23 protein-coding genes are annotated in these 25467 nt (G+C 36.5%); 15 read left to right on the forward strand and 8 right to left on the reverse strand.

Going from position 1 to position 25467, the window contains the following annotated elements:
* Positions 1 to 11: 11 nt before the first annotated feature.
* From mltG to pnuC, 4 genes are all read right to left on the reverse strand, one after another.
* Positions 12 to 1037 (reverse strand): endolytic transglycosylase MltG, encoded by a 1026-nt coding sequence (gene mltG, locus LKL37_RS02725; protein WP_431609069.1) that lies wholly within the window; start codon positions 1035 to 1037, stop codon positions 12 to 14.
* Positions 1038 to 1069: 32 nt separating this feature from the next.
* Positions 1070 to 1837: a diaminopimelate epimerase gene (gene dapF / locus LKL37_RS02730; protein ID WP_431609070.1), complete on the reverse strand. Its 768-nt coding sequence runs from the start codon at positions 1835 to 1837 to the stop codon at positions 1070 to 1072.
* Positions 1838 to 1926: 89 nt separating this feature from the next.
* Positions 1927 to 2601 (reverse strand): hypothetical protein, encoded by a 675-nt coding sequence (locus LKL37_RS02735; RefSeq protein WP_431609071.1) that lies wholly within the window; start codon positions 2599 to 2601, stop codon positions 1927 to 1929.
* Between the two features lie 4 nt (positions 2602 to 2605).
* Positions 2606 to 3277: a nicotinamide riboside transporter PnuC gene (pnuC, locus tag LKL37_RS02740; RefSeq protein WP_431609072.1), complete on the reverse strand. Its 672-nt coding sequence runs from the start codon at positions 3275 to 3277 to the stop codon at positions 2606 to 2608.
* A 163-nt stretch (positions 3278 to 3440) separates the two neighbouring features.
* On the opposite strand from pnuC, the gene LKL37_RS02745 reads away from it, so the two are divergent.
* The 3 genes from LKL37_RS02745 (at position 3441) to hemN (ending at position 7557) form a co-directional block, all read left to right on the forward strand.
* Positions 3441 to 4958, forward strand: a complete 1518-nt coding sequence (locus LKL37_RS02745; protein ID WP_121487369.1) for an amino acid permease — start codon at positions 3441 to 3443, stop codon at positions 4956 to 4958.
* A 48-nt stretch (positions 4959 to 5006) separates the two neighbouring features.
* Positions 5007 to 6020, forward strand: coding sequence for a WD40/YVTN/BNR-like repeat-containing protein (locus tag LKL37_RS02750; RefSeq protein WP_431609073.1), 1014 nt, complete (start codon positions 5007 to 5009; stop codon positions 6018 to 6020).
* Positions 6021 to 6198: 178 nt separating this feature from the next.
* Positions 6199 to 7557, forward strand: a complete 1359-nt coding sequence (gene hemN, locus LKL37_RS02755; protein ID WP_431609074.1) for an oxygen-independent coproporphyrinogen III oxidase — start codon at positions 6199 to 6201, stop codon at positions 7555 to 7557.
* Positions 7558 to 7704: 147 nt separating this feature from the next.
* Here the strand turns inward: hemN and LKL37_RS02760 are convergent, their stop codons facing one another.
* On the reverse strand, positions 7705 to 9072 hold the full coding sequence (locus LKL37_RS02760; RefSeq protein ID WP_431609075.1) for a PQQ-dependent sugar dehydrogenase: 1368 nt from the start codon (positions 9070 to 9072) through the stop codon (positions 7705 to 7707).
* Between the two features lie 217 nt (positions 9073 to 9289).
* On the opposite strand from LKL37_RS02760, the gene secD reads away from it, so the two are divergent.
* From secD to LKL37_RS02795, 7 genes are all read left to right on the forward strand, one after another.
* Positions 9290 to 12199 (forward strand): protein translocase subunit SecD, encoded by a 2910-nt coding sequence (secD, locus tag LKL37_RS02765; protein ID WP_431609076.1) that lies wholly within the window; start codon positions 9290 to 9292, stop codon positions 12197 to 12199.
* 292 nt (positions 12200 to 12491) lie between these two features.
* Positions 12492 to 13064 carry a hypothetical protein gene (locus tag LKL37_RS02770; RefSeq protein ID WP_431609077.1) on the forward strand — a complete coding sequence of 191 codons (573 nt, stop codon included), beginning with the start codon at positions 12492 to 12494 and terminating at the stop codon, positions 13062 to 13064.
* 86 nt (positions 13065 to 13150) lie between these two features.
* Positions 13151 to 14113 (forward strand): hypothetical protein, encoded by a 963-nt coding sequence (locus LKL37_RS02775; protein WP_431609078.1) that lies wholly within the window; start codon positions 13151 to 13153, stop codon positions 14111 to 14113.
* Positions 14114 to 14617: 504 nt separating this feature from the next.
* Complete coding sequence (locus LKL37_RS02780) at positions 14618 to 15190, forward strand: hypothetical protein (protein WP_431609079.1); 573 nt, start codon at positions 14618 to 14620, stop codon at positions 15188 to 15190.
* Between the two features lie 85 nt (positions 15191 to 15275).
* A complete protein-coding gene (locus LKL37_RS02785; protein ID WP_431609080.1) occupies positions 15276 to 16541 on the forward strand; it encodes a hypothetical protein in 1266 nt (421 codons plus the stop codon).
* Positions 16542 to 16702: 161 nt separating this feature from the next.
* Positions 16703 to 17956: a TCR/Tet family MFS transporter gene (locus tag LKL37_RS02790; RefSeq protein WP_431609081.1), complete on the forward strand. Its 1254-nt coding sequence runs from the start codon at positions 16703 to 16705 to the stop codon at positions 17954 to 17956.
* 108 nt (positions 17957 to 18064) lie between these two features.
* Positions 18065 to 18871, forward strand: coding sequence for an arylamine N-acetyltransferase family protein (locus LKL37_RS02795; protein WP_431609082.1), 807 nt, complete (start codon positions 18065 to 18067; stop codon positions 18869 to 18871).
* An 89-nt stretch (positions 18872 to 18960) separates the two neighbouring features.
* Here the strand turns inward: LKL37_RS02795 and LKL37_RS02800 are convergent, their stop codons facing one another.
* Positions 18961 to 19911 carry a hypothetical protein gene (locus LKL37_RS02800; RefSeq protein ID WP_431609083.1) on the reverse strand — a complete coding sequence of 317 codons (951 nt, stop codon included), beginning with the start codon at positions 19909 to 19911 and terminating at the stop codon, positions 18961 to 18963.
* Between the two features lie 315 nt (positions 19912 to 20226).
* On the opposite strand from LKL37_RS02800, the gene LKL37_RS02805 reads away from it, so the two are divergent.
* The 4 genes from LKL37_RS02805 (at position 20227) to LKL37_RS02820 (ending at position 22465) form a co-directional block, all read left to right on the forward strand.
* Positions 20227 to 20568: a Sec-independent protein translocase subunit TatA/TatB gene (locus LKL37_RS02805; protein WP_105701607.1), complete on the forward strand. Its 342-nt coding sequence runs from the start codon at positions 20227 to 20229 to the stop codon at positions 20566 to 20568.
* A 2-nt stretch (positions 20569 to 20570) separates the two neighbouring features.
* The gene (locus LKL37_RS02810) at positions 20571 to 21137 is read left to right on the forward strand and encodes a phosphatase PAP2 family protein (protein ID WP_431609084.1); all 567 of its coding nucleotides are present in this window, start codon (positions 20571 to 20573) and stop codon (positions 21135 to 21137) included.
* A complete protein-coding gene (locus LKL37_RS02815) occupies positions 21134 to 21946 on the forward strand; it encodes a tetratricopeptide repeat protein (RefSeq protein ID WP_431609086.1) in 813 nt (270 codons plus the stop codon). The genes LKL37_RS02810 and LKL37_RS02815 overlap by 4 nt, the downstream gene beginning before the upstream one ends.
* Before the next feature lie 66 nt (positions 21947 to 22012).
* Positions 22013 to 22465, forward strand: coding sequence for a tRNA (cytidine(34)-2'-O)-methyltransferase (locus LKL37_RS02820; RefSeq protein WP_431609087.1), 453 nt, complete (start codon positions 22013 to 22015; stop codon positions 22463 to 22465).
* 73 nt (positions 22466 to 22538) lie between these two features.
* Here LKL37_RS02820 and LKL37_RS02825 read toward each other — a convergent pair whose 3' ends face one another.
* Positions 22539 to 23012, reverse strand: a complete 474-nt coding sequence (locus tag LKL37_RS02825; protein ID WP_431609088.1) for a 23S rRNA (pseudouridine(1915)-N(3))-methyltransferase RlmH — start codon at positions 23010 to 23012, stop codon at positions 22539 to 22541.
* A 265-nt stretch (positions 23013 to 23277) separates the two neighbouring features.
* Between LKL37_RS02825 and LKL37_RS02830 the strand changes: the two genes are divergently transcribed.
* On the forward strand, positions 23278 to 24291 hold the full coding sequence (locus LKL37_RS02830; RefSeq protein ID WP_431609089.1) for a YihY/virulence factor BrkB family protein: 1014 nt from the start codon (positions 23278 to 23280) through the stop codon (positions 24289 to 24291).
* On the opposite strand, the gene nhaA is transcribed toward LKL37_RS02830, so the two are convergent.
* Positions 24288 to 25466: a Na+/H+ antiporter NhaA gene (gene nhaA, locus LKL37_RS02835; RefSeq protein WP_431609090.1), complete on the reverse strand. Its 1179-nt coding sequence runs from the start codon at positions 25464 to 25466 to the stop codon at positions 24288 to 24290. The genes LKL37_RS02830 and nhaA overlap by 4 nt on opposite strands.
* Position 25467: the final 1 nt, after the last annotated feature.

Raw genomic sequence — 25467 nt, forward strand, 5'->3', positions numbered from 1 at the left:
GCTTTCTAAGCTTATTTTATATTCTTGGAGTTGAGCCAGTCCTGATAAGCCTTTGCATTCACTGCATGTTCTTCAGCGCTTGCTGTAAACTTATGGTATCCAAACCTTGCGGGATCAGCACACATAAATATAAAATTGTTGTTTTCAGCATTTAAAACAGCATCTATTGAGTTCTTATCCACTACACAAATAGGTCCCGGAGGAATACCTGCATTGGCGTAAGTGTTATAAGGTGATGGTGTAGACAAATGCTTATATAATACCCTTTTTATAGATTCTTTAAAATTAGTTTGTTTATTGATTGCATAGATTACCGTAGGGTCAGACTGAAGTTTCATTCCTTTTCTGTAACGGTTTAAATACAATCCTGCAATCGTTTTCATTTCATCTTTTTTTCCTCCGGATTCTTTATAAACAATAGAAGCCAGTGCATAAATCTGATCTCTTGTAAGACCGGACTGCTGTTCTTTACTTTTTCTTTCACTCGTCCAGAAATCATTATACTGATTTTCAAACTTTGAGAAAAATTCTCTCGGGCTTACTGTCCAGAAGAACTTATAAGTATCAATGAAAAAATATTTTTTTAAATCTTCAACATTTTTATAGCCTTTCTCCTGTGCAACTGCATCCAGATCATTTACAAAATGTAAAGAATCAATTTCCGTTTTTTTGGCAACCTTACCGATCATCTGATACATATCTCCAAAATCTCCGATTCTGTATGAATTTGCTGTCTGATTACCAGCTTTAATCATATTGACAAGATTTTTGTTTCCTGTTCCGCTTTCGATGTGATAACGTCCTGCCTTAAAATTGGTCTCAAGACCTTTCTCTTTAGCCACCGCTTCAAAAGATTCTTTGTCTTTAATATAAGGAGCAATAGAATCCATGATCTGTTTAAAACCTGCTCTATGAGGAATCAAAACATAACCATCCTTTTCTACGTTATTTCCTAAATATTTATTATAAAATCTAAAACCAAAAAATCCTGCGACTACAAAAATCAGCAGAATGATAATGAGAATAGCTTTTTTCATTCTTATAAATGTTGATTAAAAGTTTTTTGTTTTTAAAGAAGATCTGTTTTACCTCTAAAAACTTGCTTTGCAGGACCTTCCAGCCAAATATTCTGAAATGCATCACCGCTTTTTTCAGCATACACCTTAAGGTTTCCGCCTAAAGTTTTAACTTTTACAGAGGTTAGATTATGTTTTTGAAGAAAAGTTAAAGCAGAAGCTGTAACTCCTGTTCCACAGCTGTAAGTTTCGTCCTCAACGCCTCGTTCATAGGTTCTTACAAAAATTTCATCATCAGAAATTTTTTCTACAAAGTTCACATTGATTCCTTTTTCTTTATATGTTTCTGAATTTCTGACTCCGTATCCTTCGTCATACACGTGATAATCTTTCAAATTATCTACGTACTTTACATAGTGAGGAGATCCGGTGTTCAGAACAAAGTCATTTCCGTCATGGGAAACAGTGTCCACATTGATCATTTTTAATTTAATGATTCCATTATGGATTTCAGCTTCATGTTCTCCGTCTGTTGCAATGAATTTGCATCTGTCTTCAAAAATGTCAAGGAAAAAAGCAAAAGCTACAAGACATCTTCCTCCGTTTCCGCACATGGTACTTTCTCCGCCGTCAGAATTGTAGTAAACCATCTTGAAATCATAGCTCGGATCGTTTTCCAATAGAATAAGGCCATCAGCTCCTATCCCAAAACGTCTGTCACATAGTTTTTCAATACTGTTTTTATCTTTATTAAACTGCAGATCGCGATTGTCTACCATTACAAAATCATTCCCTGTTCCCTGATATTTATAAAATTCCATATTTTTTTGTTAAATGAAGAAGCAAAATTAATATATTTAAAATGAAAAACGAACAGTGTTAGCTGTTCGTTTTGTTATTTATAATCGTTTTATCTAAAGCCGCCTCCGCTGCTCTGTTGTCTGCTTGAACTAGTGCTTTGGCTGCCACTTGAACTGTTTCTGAATCCGCCGCCGGAAGATTCTGATCGGCTGCTTTCAGTATTCCTGAATCCGCCGCTGCTTTGATTTCTGAATCCGCCGTTGTTTTGGGTACCCTGGCTTCCCTGAGTATTCTGATAACCATTGTTTTGGTTTCTGAATCCACCACTGTTCTGATTCCCCTGGTTGTTCTGATAACCGCTGTTTTGGTTTCTGAATCCACTGTTACTATTGGAGTTTCTGTTATTGAATCCTCCATTGTTATTGTATGAACCATTATTCGTAGTGGTACGTGTATTCTGGAATCCGTTCTGAGGTCTTGAAGAACTGGTTGATCTCCTTTCTACATATACTTTTCTTCTGGAATTGTTGTAAGTGTCGTAATAATAAGGCACGCCACTATCATAGTAGTAATTAACGTTATTTCTGTAATAATAGCCGTCATTACCATAATATCCTCCGCTTCCGTAATATCCTGAAGGAGCATAGTAATATCCATTATTATAGTAAGGATCTCCGTAGCCATAACCTCCGCTATTGCTTCCGTATCCATCGGTATATGCTAAACAAGACGTTAAACTGGTAATAGCAAAAATACTGACTGCTATTTTAAATAAATTTTTCATGACTTTATTGTACTTTTTTTTCTTTAAAACTTTTTTTCCAATTGACGTATCCTAAGATAGCCATTATAGTAAATACCAAATATTGAACCGAAGTGATTCCAAGTCCCTTAAAAATCATCATTGGTATGCAAATAAGATCACCAATAATCCAGAAAATCCAGCTCTCAATGCGCTGTTTGGCCATAAACCACATTCCTGCTAAAAATATTGAAGTAGTAAAAACATCCATCCAATTTGCCCAGTCCAGATGATATAATCCTAAACTGGTTCCTTCCATAGAGAACTTATTATCAATATAGGGTTTGTAATAATAAATAAAAGTTACAAATGCCAAACTCAGCACAAAAAGAATACTTGCATGTATCCATTCTTTTCGGGTAGCCCATGTAACTTCTACATGAACATGATCTTCAGAATTTCTTGCCCATAAAATCCAGCCATAAATACTCATGACAGTATAATAGACGTTAATCATACAGTCTCCCAGCAGCCCGGCATTGAAAAGAAGATATACATAGATCAGCGTTGAAATAATACCGGTAGGGTAGACCCATATATTTTTCTTTATGGAAAAAAATACGCTCAGTATTCCGAAAATTGCACCTGATGCTTCCAACGTAATTTGTAAAGAATCATAGCTTTCATAGGGTTTTACAAAAAGATCATATAAATTCATGCAATCAAAAATAAGCAAAAATATGGACTTTTTAAAATGGATTATATAATGTGTTGTCTAGGTTTTAAAAGTTTTAATGTAAAATAAATGATGAAAGTTTAACGATTAAAGTGAAAGTATCTAAATTTTTTATACTTTCGTAAATTCTTAAAATAAAAATTATATGTCGAAAATTTGGGTTAAGAAGCCACTAAGTGCCTATGAGGCAGATATGAAGAAAAGTGAGCTGAAGAAAGTCCTGGGAAAATGGAGTTTAACAGCAATTGGAGTAGGTGCTATCATTGGTGGTGGAATCTTCGTTCTTACCGGAACGGGAGCCTATTATCATGCAGGACCAGCGCTTGCAATTTCTTTTATCATAGCAGGGATCGCTTGTGTTTTTGCTGCGCTATGCTATGCTGAGTTTGCATCCATTATTCCTGTGGAAGGGTCTGCTTATGCTTATGCATACGGAACAGTAGGAGAAATTTTTGCATGGGCCATGGGTTGGTGTCTCATCCTCGAGTATGCAATGGCAAGTATGGCGGTCTCCGTGAGCTGGTCCGGATATTTTAACAAATTTTTGAAAATTTTTAATATTCATTTACCTGCTTATCTTACATCAGATCCGGCAAGTTATACAGGGGACGGTTTTTCAATGAACCTGCCTGCATTTATTCTTGTTCTTTTGATTACCGCGCTATTGGTAAAAGGAACGAAAGAAGCAGCAGGAGCTAATAACCTGATCGTTTTGATGAAAACTTCTGCCGTTATCTTTGTAATTATTGCAGGAGTATATATCATTTTCTCTAATACTGATCTATATAATGCTGTAGACGGCGTTAAAAACTGGAAACCTTTTATTCCGGATCAGGTTCAGATTAAAAATTCTGAGGGAGATATGGTCTCAGCTTACGGTATTAAAGGAATTATTTCCGGAGCAGCAGCTATTTTCTTTGCCTATATTGGTTTTGATGCTGTTTCTACACAGGCTGGAGAAGCTATTAATCCTAAAAAAGATGTGCCTTTCGCAATTATTGCTTCATTATTGGTTTGTACCGCTTTATATATTTGTGTATCTCTTGTATTAACAGGGATGATGCATTATACAGATTTTAATCCGGAAGGTAAATATCCTGATGCCATTAAAGCCCCTGTAGCGTATGCTTTTGAAATTGCAGGAAAACATTGGGCTAGTAATATAGTAACAATTGCTGCTACTGTAGGATTAATTTCCGTAGTAATGGTAATGATGATGGGACAGTCAAGAATCTTCATCGGAATGGCAAAAGACGGATTGATTCCTAAATTCTTCGGTGATCTTCATCCAAAAACAAAAACACCTTACAAAGGAATCATTTTATTAGGAATTGTGGTTGCATTAATTGCTGCATTTACTCCAATTTCAACATTAGCAGATATGACAAGTTTCGGAACCCTGTTTGCATTTACACTGGTTTGTATTGCCGTTTGGGTAATGAGAAAAAAAGAACCTAATTTGATCAGACCTTTCAAAGTTCCTGCTTACAAAATAGTGGTAGCACTGGGGGTATTTATCAATATTTATTTGATATTTAACTTAAGTGCTCATGCATTGGAGCTTTCAGCTGTATGGTTATTCTTAGGTGGTTTAGTCTATTTCCTTTATGGAAAATCAAATAGTAAACTTAATAATCCTGAAAAATACCAGAACCAAGATTAATAATAATATAAACCGCTTCGGCGGTTTTTTTTGTCTTACAATATGTATATGAAAAAGATTTTCTCCATTTTATTGGTGTCCCTAGGACTTACAGCATTTTCTCAACAGGTAGAAAGCATTGAAACAATTCTTAACGATAAGATCAGTATCAGAGCCATTGAACTGTATGATTATAGAGTCTGGTACAGTGGCACAGATTCCAAATTTGGGTTTGTAGATCTTAAAGACTATAAAAACCAGAAACAGATCAGGCTATCCGAAGACAAACTTCAGTTTAGAACATTAGCTCAGGACAAAACTTCTTTTTATGCTATCAATATTGAAAGTCCAGCACGTTTTTTCAAGATTGATAAAAAAGATCTGAAAACACAGATAGTATTTAAAGATACTGCAAAAACTGCTTTTTATGATGCTTTACATTTTGTAAATGATAAACTTGCTTATACCTTTTGTGATTCTGACAAAGATCATCTTCTGAAGCTGGCTGTCTACAAAAATGGGAAATGGAGCATGTTTAAAAATAATGTATCATTAAATGATGGTGAAGCTGCCTTTGCTGCCAGTAATACCAATATTTCATCAACAAAAAAGTATTTGTGGATTGCGACCGGAGGAAAAGCTTCAAGAATCTTAAGAATGAATCTGAAAGAGGAAAGAATTGAAATTTTCAATACCCCCATTATACAGGGCGAATCTTCACAAGGAATGTATTCGATAGATTTTTTTGAAGACCGCTTCGGGATTGCTGTAGGAGGAGATTATACAAAGCAGGATGCTAATGTCAATAATATTGCAACTACAAATGATGGTGGTGAAACCTGGCAGATTCAGGCTTCCGGACAGAATACGGGATATACAACCTGTGTGAAAATCAAACCGGGATCAAAAGGAAAAGAGATTATTGCGGTAGGGGACAAGCACATCAGCTATTCTTCAGATTTTGGGAAAACATGGAAGAAAATTTCCGATGAAAAAGGCTTCTTTGTTTGCCAGTGGATTGATGGTAACAGTGTGGTTCTTGCAGGAAATAACAGAATTGCTGTCATGAAATTAAAATTTTAAATATAAGATATAGAATTTATCACTATTTGTCAAAAGCCTGATCATACGTATTTAGACTCATTATAAAATAGAACCTAATATAATTCATAGGTTAAAATTCATAACTAATGGTTAATTTTGTAAGGTGAAATTTTGGTTATGTTAAATTTCATACCCTTATAAAATTTTAATTTTCAAGATGAACTCTTTAATAGATAAGTACAATATTCCCGGACCGCGTTACACTTCTTATCCTACCGTTCCGTATTGGGATGAATCAACATTTTCACCGGAAAGATGGAAGGAAACTGTGATCAGATCTTTTCATGAGAGCAATGCAGAGGAGGGGATTTCTATTTATATCCATTTACCTTTCTGTGAGGCACTGTGTACATTCTGTGCATGCCATAAGCGTATTACCAAACAGCACAGTGTGGAAATACCTTATCTGGAAAGTGTTTTAAAAGAGTGGAAACTTTATCTAGATCTTTTCAACGAAAAACCTAAACTAAAAGAATTACACCTTGGAGGGGGTACTCCTACATTTTTCTCTCCTGAGAACTTAAGAACATTATTAGAAGGTATTTTTTCAACTGTAGAGATTGCAGAACACCCGGAATTTTCTTTTGAAGGGCACCCAAATAATACTACGAAAGAGCATCTTCAGACTTTATACGACCTCGGTTTCAGAAGAGTAAGCTTTGGAGTTCAGGATTATGATCCAAAAGTTCAGAAAGCCATCAACAGAATCCAGCCTTTTGAAAACGTAAAAAACGTTACAGAATGGGCTAAGGAAATTGGTTACAGAGGAATCAGCCATGATCTTGTTTTCGGATTGCCTCACCAGAATTGGGATGCAATGGAGCACACGATCAGAAAAACTATGGAGCTGAAGCCGGACAGACTGGCATTCTACTCTTATGCACACGTTCCATGGGTAAAAGGTGTTGGGCAGAGAGGTTTCGATGAAAATGATCTTCCGAGTGGAGAAGAAAAACGCCGTTTGTATGAAGACGGTAAAAGACTGCTTCAGGATTTGGGGTATATTGAAGTAGGGATGGATCATTTCTCTCTTGAACATGATGATTTGTATCAGTCTCTGATTCATAAAAAACTTCACAGAAACTTTATGGGCTATACTTCAAGTAATACCCAGCTGATGGTTGGCCTTGGAATGTCTGCGATTTCAGATTCGTGGTATGCTTTTGCTCAGAATGTAAAAACGGTAGAAGAATATCAGAAAATGGTTGAAGAAGGAGAAATTCCTGTGGTAAAAGGACATGTTCTGAATAAAGAAGATCTTATTGTAAGAAGACATATTCTGAACCTGATGTGTCAGCTTGAAACCACCTTTGATGTCAACAACTCTTTCCCTGAACTTGAAAATGCATTGGAAATGCTGAAAGAAATGGAAAATGACGGCTTAGTTAAAATCAATGGAACCGAAATTAAAATTACAGAAGAAGGAAGAGCGTTTACACGAAACGTAGCAATGGTTTTCGATCTGAGAATGATGAGAAATAAACCGGAAACGAGAATTTTCTCAATGACAATATAACACAAAAGCGGTTCAGTTCTGAACCGCTTTTTTTATTTAAAGTATTTTGTTTACGCCCACAGCTTGTATGAAGTCATCGTTTATGCTGAGCATACACTGAAAGTTTACGAACCTAGTTCACGAAGCATGCTGTGTTAAAGAATAATTTTATTTAATAATTAATTTCTGGCTATAAGATTTCAATACTCCGGATTTTAGATTGATAAAATAAACCCCGGCAGGAATTCCTGAAATATTAATGCTTTTGCCATTAATGATCTGATCGGTTTCCAATACTTTTATTCCTTCCGCACTGATGATTTCCAAAGTTGCTTTTTTATCTTTAATACCATCAATGAAAATCTCTTTTGAAGCAGGATTAGGATAAACCTTGATACTGCCTAAAGCATTTTCCTGAGTGCCTAAAGTACCTGTTGATATTTTAAAAATCTTTCCGCTGGTGACGGCTGCTACATACAATCCTTTTTGATAATCTTCTCCAAAAGTAGAAAAGTTGTTTCCGGAAGAGGGAGGCATCCAGGTGATAGCATTATTGCTATCCAAAACTCCAATTTGGGCAGAACAGTAATCTGCGAAGAAGTATTTTCCCTGAAGCGACGGATATTGAGTTCCTCTGTATACATAACCGCCTGTGATAGAACATTTGCCTCCGGAATGATCATATACGGCAATAGGAAACGTCATCGTAGACTGTGCTGCACACCCTGTGGTATTATAAGCGTTGTTTCCTTCATAACAGCGCCAGCCGTAGTTTATACCAGCTTGTGTAATAGGTATTTTGTTGATTTCTTCAATAGCTCCTTGTCCTACATCAGCAATCATAGCATTTCCCGTGGTCAGGTCAAAAGAAAATTTCCAGCCATTTCTGAGGCCATAAGCCCAGATTTCATCTAATCCGTCTACACCAGCTCCTGCAAAAGGATTATCAGGGGGGATATTGTAAGGGCCAGTGGCATCAACATCTATTCTCAGCATTTTTCCAAGCAAAGAATTTTTGTTTTGTGCATTATTATTGGGGTCTCCACCACTTCCTCCGTCTCCGGTGATGATCCAGAGTTTTCCGTCAGGGGCGAAATGAATACTTCCTCCGTTGTGATTGTCGAAGGGTTTGGGAATGTTCAACAGGATTTTTTCGGAATTAGGATCGGCCACATTGGGATCTGTTGAGCTTACGCTGTATCTGGCAACGATAATATTTCCTGCAGGATTGTTATAATACACAAAAAAATACCCATTAGTAGAGTATTGTGGATGAAATGCAAGTCCCAAAAGACCTCTTTCGCCGCCAAAAATAATTTTTGAAGTGATGGTTAGAAAATTTGTTGCGTTAATTGTCCCGTTGGGTTGAATAATTTTAATGATACCGTTCTGCTGAACAACAAAAAGCCGGCTGTCATTGGCGTTCGTAATCTCTACCGGACTGGTAAGTCCTGTCACAAATTCTTCCAAATTAATGCTTTGAGAATTAACAATTAAGGAAGAAAAAATACTGATGCTAAAAAGTAGTTTTTTCATAATATTGTGAGAGTTAGTGTGTTGAATGATTGAATGAAAATTTTATACCAATCATATTTTGAAGACTTCACTATGATAGCATGAAAAAATTGTTAAATCTTAAATAGAAATCAGAATACCAATATATCTGAAAATAAACCATTTCTGTTGTTAAAAATTCATAAAATACAAGAAAATCATTATATTTGCCGACTTAATTTAACGTAGTTATAACAAAATGCAAGGAAAAGGACTTATTACAATTGTCGCTATTGTACTAGGGTTGATTTGCTTAAACGAGCTATTACCAACATGGTACGCCAGCAAAATTGAAAAGCAGGCGACTGCTATTGCAGGAGACAATCCGGAGAAGTATCAAAAAGAAATCGCAAGACTTTCTAAGGATACTTTGAATTTAGGATTCACAAAACTTTATTACACTAAAGCCAAAGACAAGGAAATGAAACTTGGTCTTGACCTGAAAGGAGGGATCAACGTTCTTTTGGAGATCAACCAAAGAGATCTTGTGAATGATTTAACCAATTATTCTACAAACCCAGTTCTTATCGAGGCTTTAAACAAAACTGATGAAGCACAGAAGAATTCTACAAGACCTTACATCGACAATTTCTTTGAACAGTTCGATGTAGTTAACAAAGCCAAAGGAACAAACCTTAAGTTGGCAGATCCGGAAATTTTCGGAAATACAACACTTACTGAGGTGAAGTACAATACACCTGATGAGCAGGTAAAAAGCATTGTTAAAAGAAAAATTGATGCGTCTGTAGGAACAGCTTTCGAGGTGATCAGAACGAGAATTGACAAGCTTGGAGCTATCCAGCCAAACGTTCAGAGAGTACCTGGTACAGCTAGAATTTCTGTGGAAATGCCTGGTATGAAGGACATCGATAAAGTGAAGAAAATGCTTCAGACTTCTGCAAAACTTCAGTTCTGGGAAGTACAGCAGGTTCCTGAAATTGCACCTTATTTCCAAACTTTGACAACTATGGTTGCTGCGAAAGGAGATTCTATGGGAGTAGCAAAGAATGTGAACTTCATGAACCTTTTACAACTTGACAAATTAAGAACGAATGGTGTTGCCAACGTAAAATTATCTGATACTGCAGTTGTAAACAAGATTTTGAACAGCAAAGTAGGTCAGTCTTTACGTCCATCCAACATTAAATATACACAGTTCATGTGGGGTTACAAACCTGAAGCTACAGATGCTGAAAGTTTAGTATTGTACGCCATCAGAGGTAACATCAACCAAAAAGCTCCGGTAGACGGTGCTGTAGAAACTGCAAATATCAGCTATGATGAACTAAGCAGAGTAGTGGTAGACATGCAGATGGACTCTAAGGGAGCTAAAGAATGGAAAACATTAACGGAGAAAAACGTTGGAAAACCAGTTGCTGTAACTCTTGATAACAGAGTATACACGGCTCCGAACGTTGTAAATGCTATCCCTAACGGTAGAACTCAGATCTCTGGTAACTTCTCTCAGGAGGAAGCTAAAGAATTGGTAGACGTGTTAGGTGCTGGTAAATTGCCTGCAGGTGCAAAAGTAGTTCAGGCTACGGTTGTAGGTCCATCTTTAGGACAGGAGGCTATTGACTCTGGTTTAATGTCGTTCATTATTGCATTCGCTATTATTATTGTTTATATCATTTTCTACTATGGTGGAGCTGGTGTATATGCAGTAATTGCAATGGTGATCAACTTATTCTATATTTTCGGTATCATGGATTCGGGAGACTTTACGCTTACGCTTCCAGGTATCGCGGGTATCGTTCTTACGATGGCAGTGGCGGTCGATACGAACGTTATCATTTATGAAAGAACTAAAGAAGAATTATTCGCTGGGAAAAGTATTCTTGAAGCTTACAAAGATGGTTTCAAACATGCATTGAATGCGATTATTGACGGTCACACTACGACTTTCCTAACGGCAGTTGTATTGTTCTTCTTCGGAACAGGACCTATTAAAGGTTTTGCATTGACGTTGATGATCGGTATTTTAATGACATTATTTACCTCAGTATTGCTTTCCAGAGTAATGATTTTCTCAAGGTTGAATAAAGGAAAAGGTCTTTCTGTTTGGACTCCGGCTACGAAGAACCTATTCAGAAATACATGGATCGATTTCATTGGAAAGAGAAAATATGCATATATAGTTTCTGCTGTTCTTACAGTTATTTGTGTTATTTCAATTGCAACTCACGGTTTCAAATACGGTATCGACTTTACCGGTGGTAGAAACTATGTGGTAAGATTTGATAAAGATGTAAAAGCTGAAGATGTTGAAGAAAAATTAGTAGCATTATTCAAAACTGAAGACGGTAAAAACTCTTCTGTTGAAGCTAAAACTTTCGGAAACAACAGACAATTAAAGATTTCTACAGATTATCTTATCGAAGATGAATCTTTAAAGGCTGACCAGATTATCGAACAAAAATTATTTGAAGGTTTAAAAACCAACTTACCGGCAGGAACTACATTGAAAGATTTCAAATCTGCTGATAAAGACCACGCTGGAATCATTTCTTCTGAGAAAGTAGGACCTTCTGTAGCTGATGATATCCAGACTCACGGTATCTATGCGGTATTAGCTGCATTAGCAATGATCTTTGTTTATATCTTGGTAAGATTTAGAAAATGGCAGTTCTCTCTTGGAGCGGTTGCTGCTCTATTCCACGATGCGGTAATTATTTTAGGAGCATATTCATTGCTTCACAAGTATATGCCGTTCAACATGGAGATCAACCAGGATTTTATCGCTGCGATCCTTACAGTATTAGGATACTCAATCAACGATACGGTAATTATCTTCGACAGAATTAGAGAATACCTGAGAGAGAAAAAATCTTTAACATTAGCAGGCCTGTTTGATGACTCTATTTCAAGTACATTGGGTAGAACATTCAACACCTCATTCACTACGATTTTGGTTATCCTTGCGATCTTCATTTTCGGAGGTGATAACTTAAGAGGATTCATGTTTGCGATGTTAATCGGTATTGGATTCGGTACTTATTCATCCATCTTTATTGCGTCTGCAATTGCTTATGACTTCCTTAAAACAGGGAAAGAAGAAGAGGTACATGGAAAATCCACTTCTGCTAAAGAAGAACTTGCTTCAAAGTAATACATACTACAATAAATTAGTAAAGACCGTTTCGAAAGAAACGGTCTTTTTTTATCTCCTTATATGCTTTTGCTTATTTTGATTAATTCGTATGTTTTGTATAATTCTGTTTTTGGTTAAAGTTAGTTTTGAAAATAGTAAGATGATAGAATTATGTTTAATAACTTCGATGGATTTGGTTGATTTTTTATTTGTAATACGCTGTTAGTAAGGTGTTTATGTATTTTATTTTTATTTATAAATAATAATTTATGCAGTAGATTATTTTATATTTACACCAAACAAAACAAAGATGAAAATCGAAAAATTATTCATTGCTGTGGCATTATGTGCTGGTGGTTCTCTCTTTTCGCAGATCGGAATAGGAGTACCAAACCCTGATATAAGTTCTGCATTAGATGTTACCAATACTAATAAAGGGGTTTTGATCCCCAGAATTTTAGATCTGTCAACAATTGCTACTCCGGCTAATGGTTTGCTGGTATATGATCTCAAAAGGCAGGCCTTAACTCAAAATATCGGAACACCAGCAAGTCCCAACTGGGTTCCAATCAGTGGTAATATTGTTAAATTTTTCTATATGCCTTCTATTAGTATTGATACTTCTACTTTAGGCACAGGAAGAACAAAAGATTTATTCCAGCTTTATAAAACTCAGTTTTCTACCCCGAAAGTTTCCAGTCCGGGATCACCGGCGGCAATTCCTTTTTTTACTAATGCTTCGGATTTGTATTATTATATAACTGATTTTGACAATACGGTTTTAAGTAATGTAAGCATTGATGCTAACGGAATATTGAGTTACGATGTGATTGGTTCGGCCACTGCATGCTCTTTTGTTAATATTGTATTTGTAATCAAATAGTTTTAAATGAAATACTGTCATTGTGATCATCCTTACTCGGGGATGGGTGTGCTCTTGTATACAATTAACTTTTAAAATTATTGATGATGAAAATAAATTCAATAGTACAATGTATCCTTACGTTGGTATGCCTTGCTGTATCAGGAAAATTGATATCTCAGGAAATGGTATCCTTACCCGGTGGTGGGTGTGGAAGATTATTGGATACCAATACTTCAAGCTCAAGTGATGGAGGTCTTCTTTGTGTCAGGCTGGGCAAAGAGGCTGTTAATCCTAATAATATGACGGATACGGATGTGAACTCCTATGCATCTCTTAAACCTGGAACAGGTGCTGGAGTGTTTTGTAGTATGTCTTTAGGGGTAGGAACTTCGGGAGCCGATTTTCAGGCCAGTAAACCTGTTTATATTGACTTTGCCTCTGATGGTTTTAATTTGTATCTCAGTTTTAATGCCGGAAACTTTGTTTTCTACAATAACGGTCAGGAAGTTTATCGCACAGGAATTAATGAACATCTTTTGTTAGACCTTGGAGATAATCAGGGACGCAGGATCATTAAAGTGACTCCTCCGGCAGCATGGGATGAAGTAAGACTGGTTTTTAATGAGGCTTTAGGTGCTGGTCTTGTATTCAGCCAAATAAAGGTGTATAATATCCTTTCTGAATATTATCTTGCTCCAATGACCTATCTGTCCCAGCCTTCGGATCAAACAGCAGCTGTTGGCGGATCTGCATCAATGACTGCTGTGATCAATAATACTCCTACAGATGAAACTCCGGATAATATTGCGTACCAATGGCAGGTTCTTAACGGAAGTACATGGACTAATCTCACGAATGATATTAATTATAGCAATGTTACTTCATCAACACTTATTATCAACAATGTTCCTGCAGGTTTTAATAATAACCAGTATAGAGTAGTTGCCAACTCCAGTTTTTATACCTGTTCCTTTCAGGAGATTTCCAATGTAGGAAATCTGTATGTGAACCTGGTTAAAGGTATCATTACCAATAGAATGATTTATACGAAGCCGAAAAACAATTAACAAAGTGATTTCTAATTAATAATAAGCCTGTTTCAATAAGTTGTTTGAAGCAGGTTTTTTTACTATTCTTTTAGTAACTCAAGGGTTCAAATATACTATCGACTTTACTAGAGACAGAAACCAAGCTGTAGATTTGATGAACCTGTATTTCTAAGGGTAAATTTTAGATCTATCTGCATGTTTTTACATGGTTTTGATTGGAATAAGTATGTTTTTATTTAATTTATGATTATTTTATATGTTTTATACATGTAATTATTTATTGATATTCTTAATAATATTTTTTTCAATATTTTTTTGTGAATTATTCTTTTTCACAATTGCATTAAATTAGAATTATGTATAATAAGTCTAATTTTGGAGAATAATTTATTTATTTGTAATGGTCGAATAATAAAGGATTTTTGTGACTTTTTAATAAAATATTTGATTTGATTGAAAAATATTAAAAAATAAGAGTTTTATGTAATAAATTATTTTATATTTACATAAAACAAAACAAAAATGAAAGCCGAAAAATTATTCATTCCTGTAGCATTAATTGCTGGCAGTTTCCTGTTTGGACAGGTTGGGATTGGAATTCCTAATCCTGATAAAAGTGCTGCATTGGATGTTACCAACACTAATAAAGGGGTATTGATTCCCAGGATTCTTGATCTGTCAACAATTCCTACTCCAGCGAACGGTTTGTTGGTCTATGATCTTAAAAGACAGGCATTAGCTCAAAATATCGGAACATCCGCCAGTCCGAACTGGGTTCCGATTAGTGGTAATATTGTTAAATTCTTTTATATGCCTTCCATTAGTATTGATACTTCTACTACCGGTACAGCAAGAACAAAAGATTTATTTCAGCTTTATAAAGCTCAGTTTTCTACCCCGAAAGTCTCGAGTACCGGAGCTCCGGGTGCAATTCCTTTCTTTACCAATGCAACAGATCTGTATTATTATGTGACAGATTTTGATAATACAGTTCTTAGTAATGTAAGCATTGATGCCAACGGAATCCTGCGCTATGATGTAGTGGGAACAGCTACTGCCTGCTCTTTCGTTAATATTGTATTTGTAATCAAATAATTTGAAGTGACATACCGTCATTATGAGCATCCTCACCCTGGGATGAATATCCTTCCATGATAACTAACTTTAAAAATTATTGATGATGAAAACAAATTCAATAGTAAACTATTTGCTTATAGCAGTATTTCTTTTTGTAACAAACAAAATGATGGCTCAGGAAATGGTAGCTCTGCCCAATGGCGGATGTGGAAGATTACTGGATACTAATACTTCAAGTTCAAGCGATGGTGGTTTTCTTTGTTTCAGATTGGGAAAAGAAGCTGCCAATCCTAATAATATGACAGATACGGATGTCAACTCATTTGCCTCTCTGAAGCCTGGTACTGGTGCGGGGCTTTTTTGCAGTATGTACATAGGAGTAGGAACCACCGGAGCCGATTTTCAGGCAAATAAACCAGTCTATATTGATTTTGCTTCAGATGGGTTTAATTTTAATCCCAGTTTTAATGGTGGAAACTTTGTTTTCTATAATAATGGGCAGGAAGTGTATCGTACGGGGATCAATGGGCATTTTTTCTTTGATTTCGGAGATAATCAGGAGCGCAGGATCATTAAAGTGATTTCTACTGCAGCCTGGGATGAAGTACAGCTTGCTTTTGGAGAAGCTATTGGTATTGGGTTTTCATTCAGCCAGATGAGGGTGTATAATATTCTTTCCGAGTATTATCTTGCTCCTATGACCTATTTGTCTCAGCCTACTGATAAAACTGTGGCTGCAGGTGGTTCTACAACAATGACTGCCGTTATCAATAATACAACTACAGATGAAACTCCTGATAATATTACGTATCAATGGCAGGTTCTTAACGGCAGTACATGGACTAATCTCACGAATGATACCAATTACAGCAATGTTACTTCATCAACACTTACTATCAGCAATGTTCCTGTAGGGTTTAATAATAATCAGTATCGAGTGGTGGCCAACTCCAGCTTTCATACCTGTTCCTTCCAGGCAATTTCTACTATTGGACGGCTTTTTGTAAATTCGGTAAACAGCCCGGGAACTATTGCTGCAGACCAGACGGTATGTATGGATATCAGTAATGATCCTGCTGCATTTAGCCAAACTGCAGCAGTGCAGATAAGCGGTTCTGCGGAATATCAGTGGCAGAGCTCTCCGGATAATGTAACATTTACGAACATTACTAATGCTACATCTTCTACTTATGATGCTCCGCCAGTTACACAGACAACTTATTACCGTAGAGGGGTAAGGTCTGTATTGAATGGGAATACAACGGCTTATCAATACAGCAACGTGGTTAAAGTAACCTTAAAGCAAAGCTGTCTGATCAAATGTATCATCACCAACAGGGTGCTCTATACAAAGCTCAACAGTAATTAACAAAATGATTTCTAATTAATATTAAGGCCTGTTTCAACAATGAGTTTGATGCAGGTTTTTGTTTTTGCTGAACGGCTTAGTTTACTAATTCATATTATACTTCTTTAATACCATACAATTTAGAATCATTATTTTCCAGATTTGATTAATTTTGCATCATCATGGAAAATTCAAAGAAAAAAGCGGCTATAGGCTTCATATTTATTACTTTACTGATAGATATTACAGGATGGGGAATCATCATTCCTGTGGTTCCTAAATTGATTGAGGAACTCATTCATGCAGATATCAGCGAAGCTGCAAAATATGGCGGCTGGCTGGGATTTGCCTATGCATTTACACAATTTATATTCTCTCCGCTTGTTGGAAATCTGAGTGACAAATACGGAAGAAGACCAATTATTCTTATTTCTCTTTTTGGATTTGCGGTAGATTATATCTTCCTTGCATTGGCTCCCACCATCTGGTGGCTGTTTTTGGGAAGAGTAATTGCGGGAATTACGGGCGCCAGTGTCACCACGGCCAGTGCCTACATTGCAGATATTTCCACGGATGAAGATCGGGCAAAGAATTTTGGACTGATTGGAGCGGCCTTTGGACTAGGTTTTATTATAGGACCTGTTCTGGGTGGAGTTTTGGGACATTATGGTGCTAGAGTTCCTTTCTATGCGGCCGCAGGTTTATGTTTGCTTAATTTCTTGTATGGATATTTTATTCTTCCAGAAAGTTTGGATAAAGATAAAAGAAGAGAATTCGACTGGAAACGCGCCAATCCTATAGGTTCATTTAAATTTTTAGGTAAACATCCCGAAATTTCCGGATTGATCGCTTCGTTGATCTTAATCTATATTGCAGGTCATGCTGTACAGAGTAACTGGAGCTTCTTTACGATGTATAAGTTCAGCTGGACGGAAAGAATGGTAGGAATTTCATTAGGAGTTGTAGGTTTATTAGTAGGCCTTGTACAGGGAGGTCTTATCAGGTATACGACACCAAGGCTGGGAGAACAGAAAAGTATTTATTACGGATTGGCTTTCTATGCTGTAGGAATGCTGTTGTTTGCTTTTGCTTCTGAAGGCTGGATGATGTTCGTGTTTTTGGTACCTTACTGTTTAGGAGGGATTTGTGGTCCGGCCTTGCAGTCTGTTATTACGAAAAGTGTCCCTTCTAATGAACAGGGGGAACTTCAGGGAGCATTGACGAGTTTGATGAGTGCTACATCTATTATTGGGCCTCCGATGATGACGAATCTGTTTTACTATTTCACGCATGATGAAGCACCGTTCAAGTTTTCCGGAGCACCTTTCTTTTTAGCATTTATTTTAATGGCGATCAGTGTGGTGATTACCTATTCTGCTTTTAAGAAAAAAGGGAAGGATATAGTGGATGTAACATCGAAAAAAGATCTTTTATAAACAATAGATTTGTTCTATTCTGAATATATATGCTGTTCCGGGTTCAATCTATTCAATAATTTTACAAGAGTAGTTTTTACTCACTTTTGAAACCATAAAAAACAAATTATGAATACATCAGACCTGGAAAAGTATTTCGAACGAATTCATTTCTCCGGAACTCCGGAGTTGAATATGGAGACCTTGAAAAAAATACATCAGCTTCATCCCAAATATATTCCTTTTGAGAATATTGATTCTTATACAGGAACAGTTCCTTCTCTGAATTTGGATGATATATTCAAAAAGCTGGTTATAGAATCCAGGGGAGGATATTGTTACGAACAGAATCTGCTTTTAAGTGAAGTTTTAAAAACATTAGGATTCAACGTAAAACTCCAGCTCGGAAGGGTAGTGTGGGGCAGACAGGAGGATAGCATTGCTGCACAAACCCATCTTTTGCTTATTGTTGATTTTGAAGGAAAAAAATATGTGGCAGACTGCGGTTTTGGAACAGCTACACTTACTACACCCATTCTTTTAAATGAAGAAGATCAGCAGCAAACCCCCAACGGAATATTTAAAATTTCCCATAAAGAAGAAACATATACGCTCTGGATGTGGAAGGAGCAGTGGCTTCCGGTATACCGCTTTATACCTGAGCATGTAGAACCTATTGATCTTGATATTTCCAACTGGTATTTGTCTACTCATCCTGATTCTCATTTTAAGAACAGGCTGATTCTTTCAAAAGTAGATGAGAATGCCCGCTATACCTATATTATGGATCATGTTATGAATATTCGGTCTGATAATGGAGCAAAAGAATCCATCTCTATAGAAAATGAAATACAATTGCATGAAATACTGGTTAATACTTTTGGGTTAAAAGAAAATGCAATAGAAGCCCTGAAATCGAAAGTTGAGGCTTGGTAGAAATTCAGAAATATAATCTTTAACAATAAAAAACGGGAAGCTCAGCGAGCTTCCCGTTTCTCTTAAAATCTGATTTTTATGAAAAATAACTATGGATAAAGGGATTTTGTCCCGTTACTTACAATATTGCTGCCCAATCCTGAGAATGACACCGAGAAATTGCTGGAATTGAAACTTAAAGAACCTGTAGGAGTACAAAGCCCTAAAGCATAACGACATTGTCCGTAAGCACCTGAACTCTTTGTAATCTTGCTCTCACTTTTTGCCTTTCCTAAACTGATATATCCCCAGTCGCTTACATCTGCATTGGAAACTGTAGAGCCGGAATAATAAATAGTAATCTGATATCCTGCTTCCCCTCTTTTAGAACCCCAAAGCCAGTTGGCTGTCCACCATTGTTTATACCATGTAGAAACCACTTTTGCTGCCTGCTTGTTGTTGAAGGCTTCGGAATTTCCGCGGGTATCCATCATAATAAGACCTCCGAAGATATTGTCCCAGATAATTCCTGAATCATTGTAAAAACATACAGTGGTGAATTTTCCGTTTTTGCTGTCCCAGGTTACTTCCATTACATTAGTGCCGGATTTTACTTCTTCAGTGATAGCTTCTTTAAGTCCCTGCTGTGCTGTTGTAAGATCATCACTGCTATAGAGATCACCAATCTTTCCGATTTTTACAGAAGATGGATCCATAATGTTCCCGGATGCAATGTATTGGTCTTTATCAGCAATCAGGCTTTTAGAAAGCTCAATACCTTTTTGGGTTGAAATTTGCCCTAATACAGTCACTTTGGAAATCTGTAAGTCATTTTTGAGATACGTTTCAAGGTTTTTTCCGGATTCATTCAATTGAAGCTGTACAGCATCCGGAACAATCTGTGATGGGAGAGGTGTAATTTCTTTTTTCAGATCATCTGCGGTTACCTTAGCCTGAGCTGTTTCCTGTTGGTTTATTTCGTTGTCTTCGTTACGGCAGCTGTGGAGTGCCAATACCGATAATACAGCGAAAACTTTAAAAGTAGTCACTAATTTTTTCATAATAAATATTTATTGAGTTGTGTATCATAAATATACAGAATTATTACATAATTCTCATTGTTTTGAATTAAGTATTTGTTAATTAATAGGTAGCAGATGGTAGGTAGCAGGAATTAGGTAATAGGTAACAGGGATTAGGGGTGAGAGTTTAAAGTTTAAAGTTTAAAGTTTAAAGTTGTGGGTAACCAGCAACAAAAAGAACCCGTAACAAAAAAACTCGCAACCCGAAACACTGAACTTTTATAAAATCTTAAAATTTGTTTAAATTTTGAGTTTACAGTCCGTAAATGCAATAATCTTTTGTAATTTTACCAAATGGAATTAAGCATTGGAGAAATGGCACTCATTGCCATTGCAATCGTTGTATTATTCGGTCCGGATAAACTGCCTCAGATTGCGCGTGACTTAGGTGCAGGCGTTAGAAAAATGCGTGGAGCAGTAGAAGATATCAAAACTGAAATCATGAAGGAAACAGATAATCCTGTTTCTGAGATCAAGCGCGAAATTGAAAAAGTGAAAGATGCTGCAAAAGATTTCAATCCGATGAATGATATCAAGAAAGATATTCTTACGGAGCCTTCTTCAGTCGCTTCTAATGAGCCTCCAAAACCGAAGCCGGCAGATGATGATACTTACGAAGGACCTGTAAGCAGATAATCATGGAAGAGATTATTCAGGAAGATAAAGCGGTATTTCTTTACCTTAACAATTTGGGGGATTCATCTTTTGATCAGTTTTGGATGCTGATTTCAAGTACCTGGATCTGGGTGCCTCTTTATATTATATTTCTTTATTTTTTATACAAAAATTATAAACTAAGATCTTTAGTTTTTATCCTTATATTTTTGGCTATTGGCGCAACAGTTTCTGACCAGTTGGCCAGTGTTTTCAAATACGGTGTGGCGAGGCTGAGACCCTGCCATGATCCTACTCTGGAACATCATATGAGAATCGTGAAATGCGGTGGACAGTTTGGGTTTTATTCTGCCCATGCTTCCAATACGTTCTTTTTGGCTTCTTTTTTAAGTATTTTATTGAAAAATAAACTTAAATGGTTTCCATATGCTATATTTGTATGGGCTCTGGTGGTTTCCTACAGCCGTATATATTTAGGAGTGCATTTCCCGATAGATATTTTGGTGGGGGCGTTTGTTGGATCTTTATTGGGAGTGATATTTGGTGCACTCGCCAAGAAAGTGATCAATAAACAATCTATAACCTCATGAAAAAAATTGTATTACTAGTAACTTCCCTCTGTGTTTCCCTTAATTTCTATGCCCAGGATAAAAAACTGGCTGAAGAATGTTTTAATAAAGCCGATTATAAATGTGCCGAAGAGCAATATTTAAAACTGGCAGAGAAAGAACAGATCCAAAAATTCCAGTCGGAATATTACGATTATCTGGGTACAGCTCAGAGAAGACTTGGGAAGACGACTCAGGCTTTTAAATCCTATGAATCTGCTTTGAAAGCAAATCCGTTGTCGGTTTCTGTTTATGCCAATCTTTCTTCACTGTACAGCCAGAAGGGAAATAAAGTGAAAGCACTGGAATATATTGAAAAAGGACTTCAGGTGAATACTGAAACTCCGGATTTATATCTTACACGTTCCAAAATTTATGACAGCCAGGGAAAAAAAGACCTTGCAATAAAAGACCTTAATCAGATTCTGACTTTTGCTCCTGATAACCTTTTTGCAAAGACCGGGCTGGCCAATCTTAAAAAGAATAATGGTGACCTTGATGGAGCTTTAAAAGATTATAATCAACTTCTTGCAGAAAAACCGGAATCACTGCTTTACAACGGCCGGGCAGATGTTTATTTTAAAATGAAAAAATATAAGGAAGCACTGATTGACGCGAATAAAGCGATTTCCATAGATCCGAAATTTGCACAGTCTTATGTGAGCAAAGCTATGATTCTGTTCGATACTTCCAAACCTAAGGAAGCCTGTGAAAATTTAAATAAAGCAGTAGCATTAGGGTATGAAAAAGCTGTACTGACAGATGTTTACGCTAAATGTGTAAAGAAATAAATTGAAAAATCTGATCCAAATCATTTAAATAAATCCATACTAAAAAACGAATAAAGCGATAGAGAGATGTTGAATATTGTTCTTGTAGAACCCGAAATACCTAATAATACAGGAAATATCGGAAGATTGTGTGTAGGAACCGAAAGCCGATTACACCTGATTCATCCATTTGGATTTATAATTAATGATAAAAACCTGAAACGTTCCGGACTGGACTATTGGGTGCATCTCGATGTTACTGAATATGCAGATGTAGAAGAATGGATTAGCAATATTCCTGACCTGTCACGCGTTTTTTTAATGAGCTCACATGCTGAAAAATCATACCTTGAAACCGATTTTCAGGACGGAGACTGGCTGGTTTTCGGAAAGGAGAGTGTAGGATTGAGCAAAGAAGTTCTGGACCGTTTTGAAAATCATTTAACCATTCCTATGTCGAAGCTTATCAGAAGCTTTAATATTGCCAATTCCGTTGCTTTTGTGGTGGGTGAAGCAAAGAGACAGATCAGTCTGAAATAATCAATTTCAATCAATGAAAGGCATCAAAGCCTAAAGAAATAAAAAACCCTTCTGGATCCAGAAGGGTTTTGTTTTAATCGTTATGATAAGGTTTTCCCTGCAGAATCTGATCAGAACGGTAAAGCTGTTCCACAATAAAAAGGCGGATCATCTGATGGGTAAAAGTCATTTTAGATAAAGACATTTTTTCATTCGCTCTGCTGTAGATTTCTTCAGAAAAACCATAGGCTCCTCCAATCAGAATATGTACTTTTTTCACAGAAGAATTCATCCAGGTATCAATTTTTTGAGAAAATTCACGACTGGTAAACTGTTTTCCTTTTTCATCAAGAATGATTACCAGATCGTTTTTGTCAATCTGATTTAAGAATAACTTGGCTTCCTCTTTCTTGAGAAGGTCAGAAGACAGGTTTTTGGCATTTTTAACATCCGGTATTTCAGTAATTTCAAAATTCCAGTGTTTGGGTAAACGGTTGAGATAATAATTGATTAAAGATGTAATTTCCTTATCATCTGTTTTACCGATACAAAGTAAACTGATTCGCATTGTAAGAAGTTTCAGACCGCAAAGATAGGGTTTCGCGGTGAATTTGTTGCTGGTTTCGGGTTACGAGTTGCGAGGTTCTTTTGTTGCTGGTTTATTTTGTTGTTGGTTTTTTTTAGGGTGCGAGTTACTCACAATGTTAAACTCAAACTACACCCTCAAACTCTCTAATCCCTGCAACCTAACACCTAATTCCTGCCACCTATCACCCCAATCTTTTCCCTATTTAATTTAATTCCCCTACATTTGTATAAAGACAAACAGATCGATGAGTGTAAAGGTTCCTAAATTTATTTTGAAGATTCAAGAGTTTTTTGACAGCATCCATATTCCTGTTTTGGGAATATCGCTTTGGCAGATGTTTCAGATCTATATTTCGGGGATTTTCAAAGGGAAAATAGGAAGAAAAGCGGCCGCTATTTCCTGGAGTTTTACCATAAGTTTGTTTCCGTTTATCCTTTTTTTGCTTTCCGTTTTGCCTTATATGCCGCATTATGACAAGCTGCAGTTCTATATTTTTGATGTACTGATGCATAATGTTTTTCCCTCGAATATGGAAGGCGACGTAAGAGGATATATAGAAAGCAATATTATCCCGAATATGAGAGGGATCAGTAATTTGACAATCGTTCTGGCACTTGTTTTTGCTACCAATGGTACGTTTTCCCTGATAAATGGTTTTAATGAAAATTCGGATGAAAAGCTAAGTGATGTAAAAGAGTTTATTCTTTCATTTTTTATCACCATAGGCTTTATCACCATTGTTTTTTTAGCGCTTTTCGGGGTCTATTATGTGGAGGTCGTAATGAAACTCTTTACTCCTGCTTACGATATTACCTGGCTTGTAGATAATCTTTCCAGTATTATTGGGTTTGTTTCTTTTCCTCTTTTTTATTTTATACTACTGACTTTATTTTACTGGCTGGGAACTGTGAAAATTACAAGATTCCGTCAGGCAGTTCCCGGTGCTATTTTAACGACTGTTCTGTTTGTGGTGACTACTTATATCTTTGCCATTTATGTAAAGGATATTGCACGATATAATGTACTTTACGGGTCCATTGGAAGTATGATTCTGCTGATGGTTTGGGTGAATGTGAATGTATATCTGCTTTTATTCGGGAACGAACTGAATATGGCCATCAGAAAGCTCAGAATAGAGAAACTGCTGTCTGATGAAATTCAGAAAGAAACTATACATTATCGTACTGCAATTACAGAACCTGATTTTGACAGTGATGAAGAACATAAGAGAAAACTGGAAAACCGGAAGAAAGATTAATTCTCTTCCAGTTCGGGATTTTCTTTTGAACTGATACTTAATATAGTAAATCCAGCAACGGCAGCTATAAAGGAAGCAATTAAAATAGCAAATTTCGCTTCATCCTGAATCTCAATTTCACCTTTAAAGGAAAGCAATGCAATGAAAATGGACATGGTAAATCCGATTCCGGCCAATAAACCCACCCCAATCATCTGAAGCCAGTTGCTGTTTTGGGGCAGAGCACTAAGCTTAAATTTGATAGCGATCAGTGAGAACAGATTGATCCCGATCAGTTTCCCCAATACCAGACCGCAAATAATACCTAATCCTAATGTACTGGTAACACCGGCCACCATTTCACTGGAAAAAGTGATATTGGTATTGGTTAAAGCAAAGATAGGCATGATCAGAAAACTTACCGGAATATGAAGCTGATGCTCCAGTTTTTCCAGTGGTGAAATTTCTACATTCGAAGCGTTGGTAGGAATTGAAAAGGCCAATAAAACGCCAGCTATCGTAGCGTGAATTCCGGAATGATGAAGGAAATACCATAGAAAAAGACCTGGAATGATATAAAATATCGTTTTGGTTACTTTTAAAAAATTCAAAACAAATAGAAGAGCAGTCACCCCAAAAGATAACAAAAGATAGCTCCAGTGAATCTGTTCAGTGTAGAAAACAGCAATCACAAGGATAGCTCCCAGATCATCTACAATAGCCAATGCAGCTAAGAATATTTTGATAGAATTAGGAATTTTCTTACCCAGCATTGAAATAATAGCCAGAGAGAAAGCAATATCTGTAGCCATTGGAATCCCCCAGCCGTTACTGTATTCTGTTCCTGTGTTGAAAATGCTGTAGATAACAGCTGGCACAAGCATTCCGCCTACTGCAGCAAAAATGGGAAGGGAAGCATTTTTAAAAGATGAAAGCTCACCTTCTACAAGTTCACGTTTTATTTCAAGACCTACCAAAAGAAAGAATATCGCCATTAATCCGTCATTGATCCAGATGCTGACAGGATATTCCAATCCAAAAAGATGAGTGCCCACTTCCTGGTCTAAAAAATGCTGAAAATTCTCTGCAGCAGATGAATTGGCAATAAGCAATGAAATAAGCACACAGAAAATAAGAATAATTCCTGAGGACTGACTGTTGTTGAAAAATTTTTTAAAATATAGAGATAAATTCATG

Source organism: Chryseobacterium sp. 'Rf worker isolate 10', assembly GCF_050753305.1.
Taxonomy (GTDB): Bacteria; Bacteroidota; Bacteroidia; order Flavobacteriales; family Weeksellaceae; genus Chryseobacterium.

What these genes read in the sequence shown, in the direction of transcription:
- mltG (WP_431609069.1), bottom strand. Translation starts at nt 1,037, where the DNA reads ATGAAAAAAGCTATTCTCATTATCATTCTGCTGATTTTTGTAGTCGCA.
- dapF (WP_431609070.1), bottom strand. Translation starts at nt 1,837, where the DNA reads ATGGAATTTTATAAATATCAGGGAACAGGGAATGATTTTGTAATGGTA.
- LKL37_RS02735 (WP_431609071.1), bottom strand. Translation starts at nt 2,601, where the DNA reads ATGAAAAATTTATTTAAAATAGCAGTCAGTATTTTTGCTATTACCAGT.
- pnuC (WP_431609072.1), bottom strand. Translation starts at nt 3,277, where the DNA reads ATGAATTTATATGATCTTTTTGTAAAACCCTATGAAAGCTATGATTCT.
- LKL37_RS02745 (WP_121487369.1), top strand. Translation starts at nt 3,441, where the DNA reads ATGTCGAAAATTTGGGTTAAGAAGCCACTAAGTGCCTATGAGGCAGAT.
- LKL37_RS02750 (WP_431609073.1), top strand. Translation starts at nt 5,007, where the DNA reads ATGAAAAAGATTTTCTCCATTTTATTGGTGTCCCTAGGACTTACAGCA.
- hemN (WP_431609074.1), top strand. Translation starts at nt 6,199, where the DNA reads ATGAACTCTTTAATAGATAAGTACAATATTCCCGGACCGCGTTACACT.
- LKL37_RS02760 (WP_431609075.1), bottom strand. Translation starts at nt 9,072, where the DNA reads ATGAAAAAACTACTTTTTAGCATCAGTATTTTTTCTTCCTTAATTGTT.
- secD (WP_431609076.1), top strand. Translation starts at nt 9,290, where the DNA reads ATGCAAGGAAAAGGACTTATTACAATTGTCGCTATTGTACTAGGGTTG.
- LKL37_RS02770 (WP_431609077.1), top strand. Translation starts at nt 12,492, where the DNA reads ATGAAAATCGAAAAATTATTCATTGCTGTGGCATTATGTGCTGGTGGT.
- LKL37_RS02775 (WP_431609078.1), top strand. Translation starts at nt 13,151, where the DNA reads ATGAAAATAAATTCAATAGTACAATGTATCCTTACGTTGGTATGCCTT.
- LKL37_RS02780 (WP_431609079.1), top strand. Translation starts at nt 14,618, where the DNA reads ATGAAAGCCGAAAAATTATTCATTCCTGTAGCATTAATTGCTGGCAGT.
- LKL37_RS02785 (WP_431609080.1), top strand. Translation starts at nt 15,276, where the DNA reads ATGAAAACAAATTCAATAGTAAACTATTTGCTTATAGCAGTATTTCTT.
- LKL37_RS02790 (WP_431609081.1), top strand. Translation starts at nt 16,703, where the DNA reads ATGGAAAATTCAAAGAAAAAAGCGGCTATAGGCTTCATATTTATTACT.
- LKL37_RS02795 (WP_431609082.1), top strand. Translation starts at nt 18,065, where the DNA reads ATGAATACATCAGACCTGGAAAAGTATTTCGAACGAATTCATTTCTCC.
- LKL37_RS02800 (WP_431609083.1), bottom strand. Translation starts at nt 19,911, where the DNA reads ATGAAAAAATTAGTGACTACTTTTAAAGTTTTCGCTGTATTATCGGTA.
- LKL37_RS02805 (WP_105701607.1), top strand. Translation starts at nt 20,227, where the DNA reads ATGGAATTAAGCATTGGAGAAATGGCACTCATTGCCATTGCAATCGTT.
- LKL37_RS02810 (WP_431609084.1), top strand. Translation starts at nt 20,571, where the DNA reads ATGGAAGAGATTATTCAGGAAGATAAAGCGGTATTTCTTTACCTTAAC.
- LKL37_RS02815 (WP_431609086.1), top strand. Translation starts at nt 21,134, where the DNA reads ATGAAAAAAATTGTATTACTAGTAACTTCCCTCTGTGTTTCCCTTAAT.
- LKL37_RS02820 (WP_431609087.1), top strand. Translation starts at nt 22,013, where the DNA reads ATGTTGAATATTGTTCTTGTAGAACCCGAAATACCTAATAATACAGGA.
- LKL37_RS02825 (WP_431609088.1), bottom strand. Translation starts at nt 23,012, where the DNA reads ATGCGAATCAGTTTACTTTGTATCGGTAAAACAGATGATAAGGAAATT.
- LKL37_RS02830 (WP_431609089.1), top strand. Translation starts at nt 23,278, where the DNA reads ATGAGTGTAAAGGTTCCTAAATTTATTTTGAAGATTCAAGAGTTTTTT.
- nhaA (WP_431609090.1), bottom strand. Translation starts at nt 25,466, where the DNA reads ATGAATTTATCTCTATATTTTAAAAAATTTTTCAACAACAGTCAGTCC.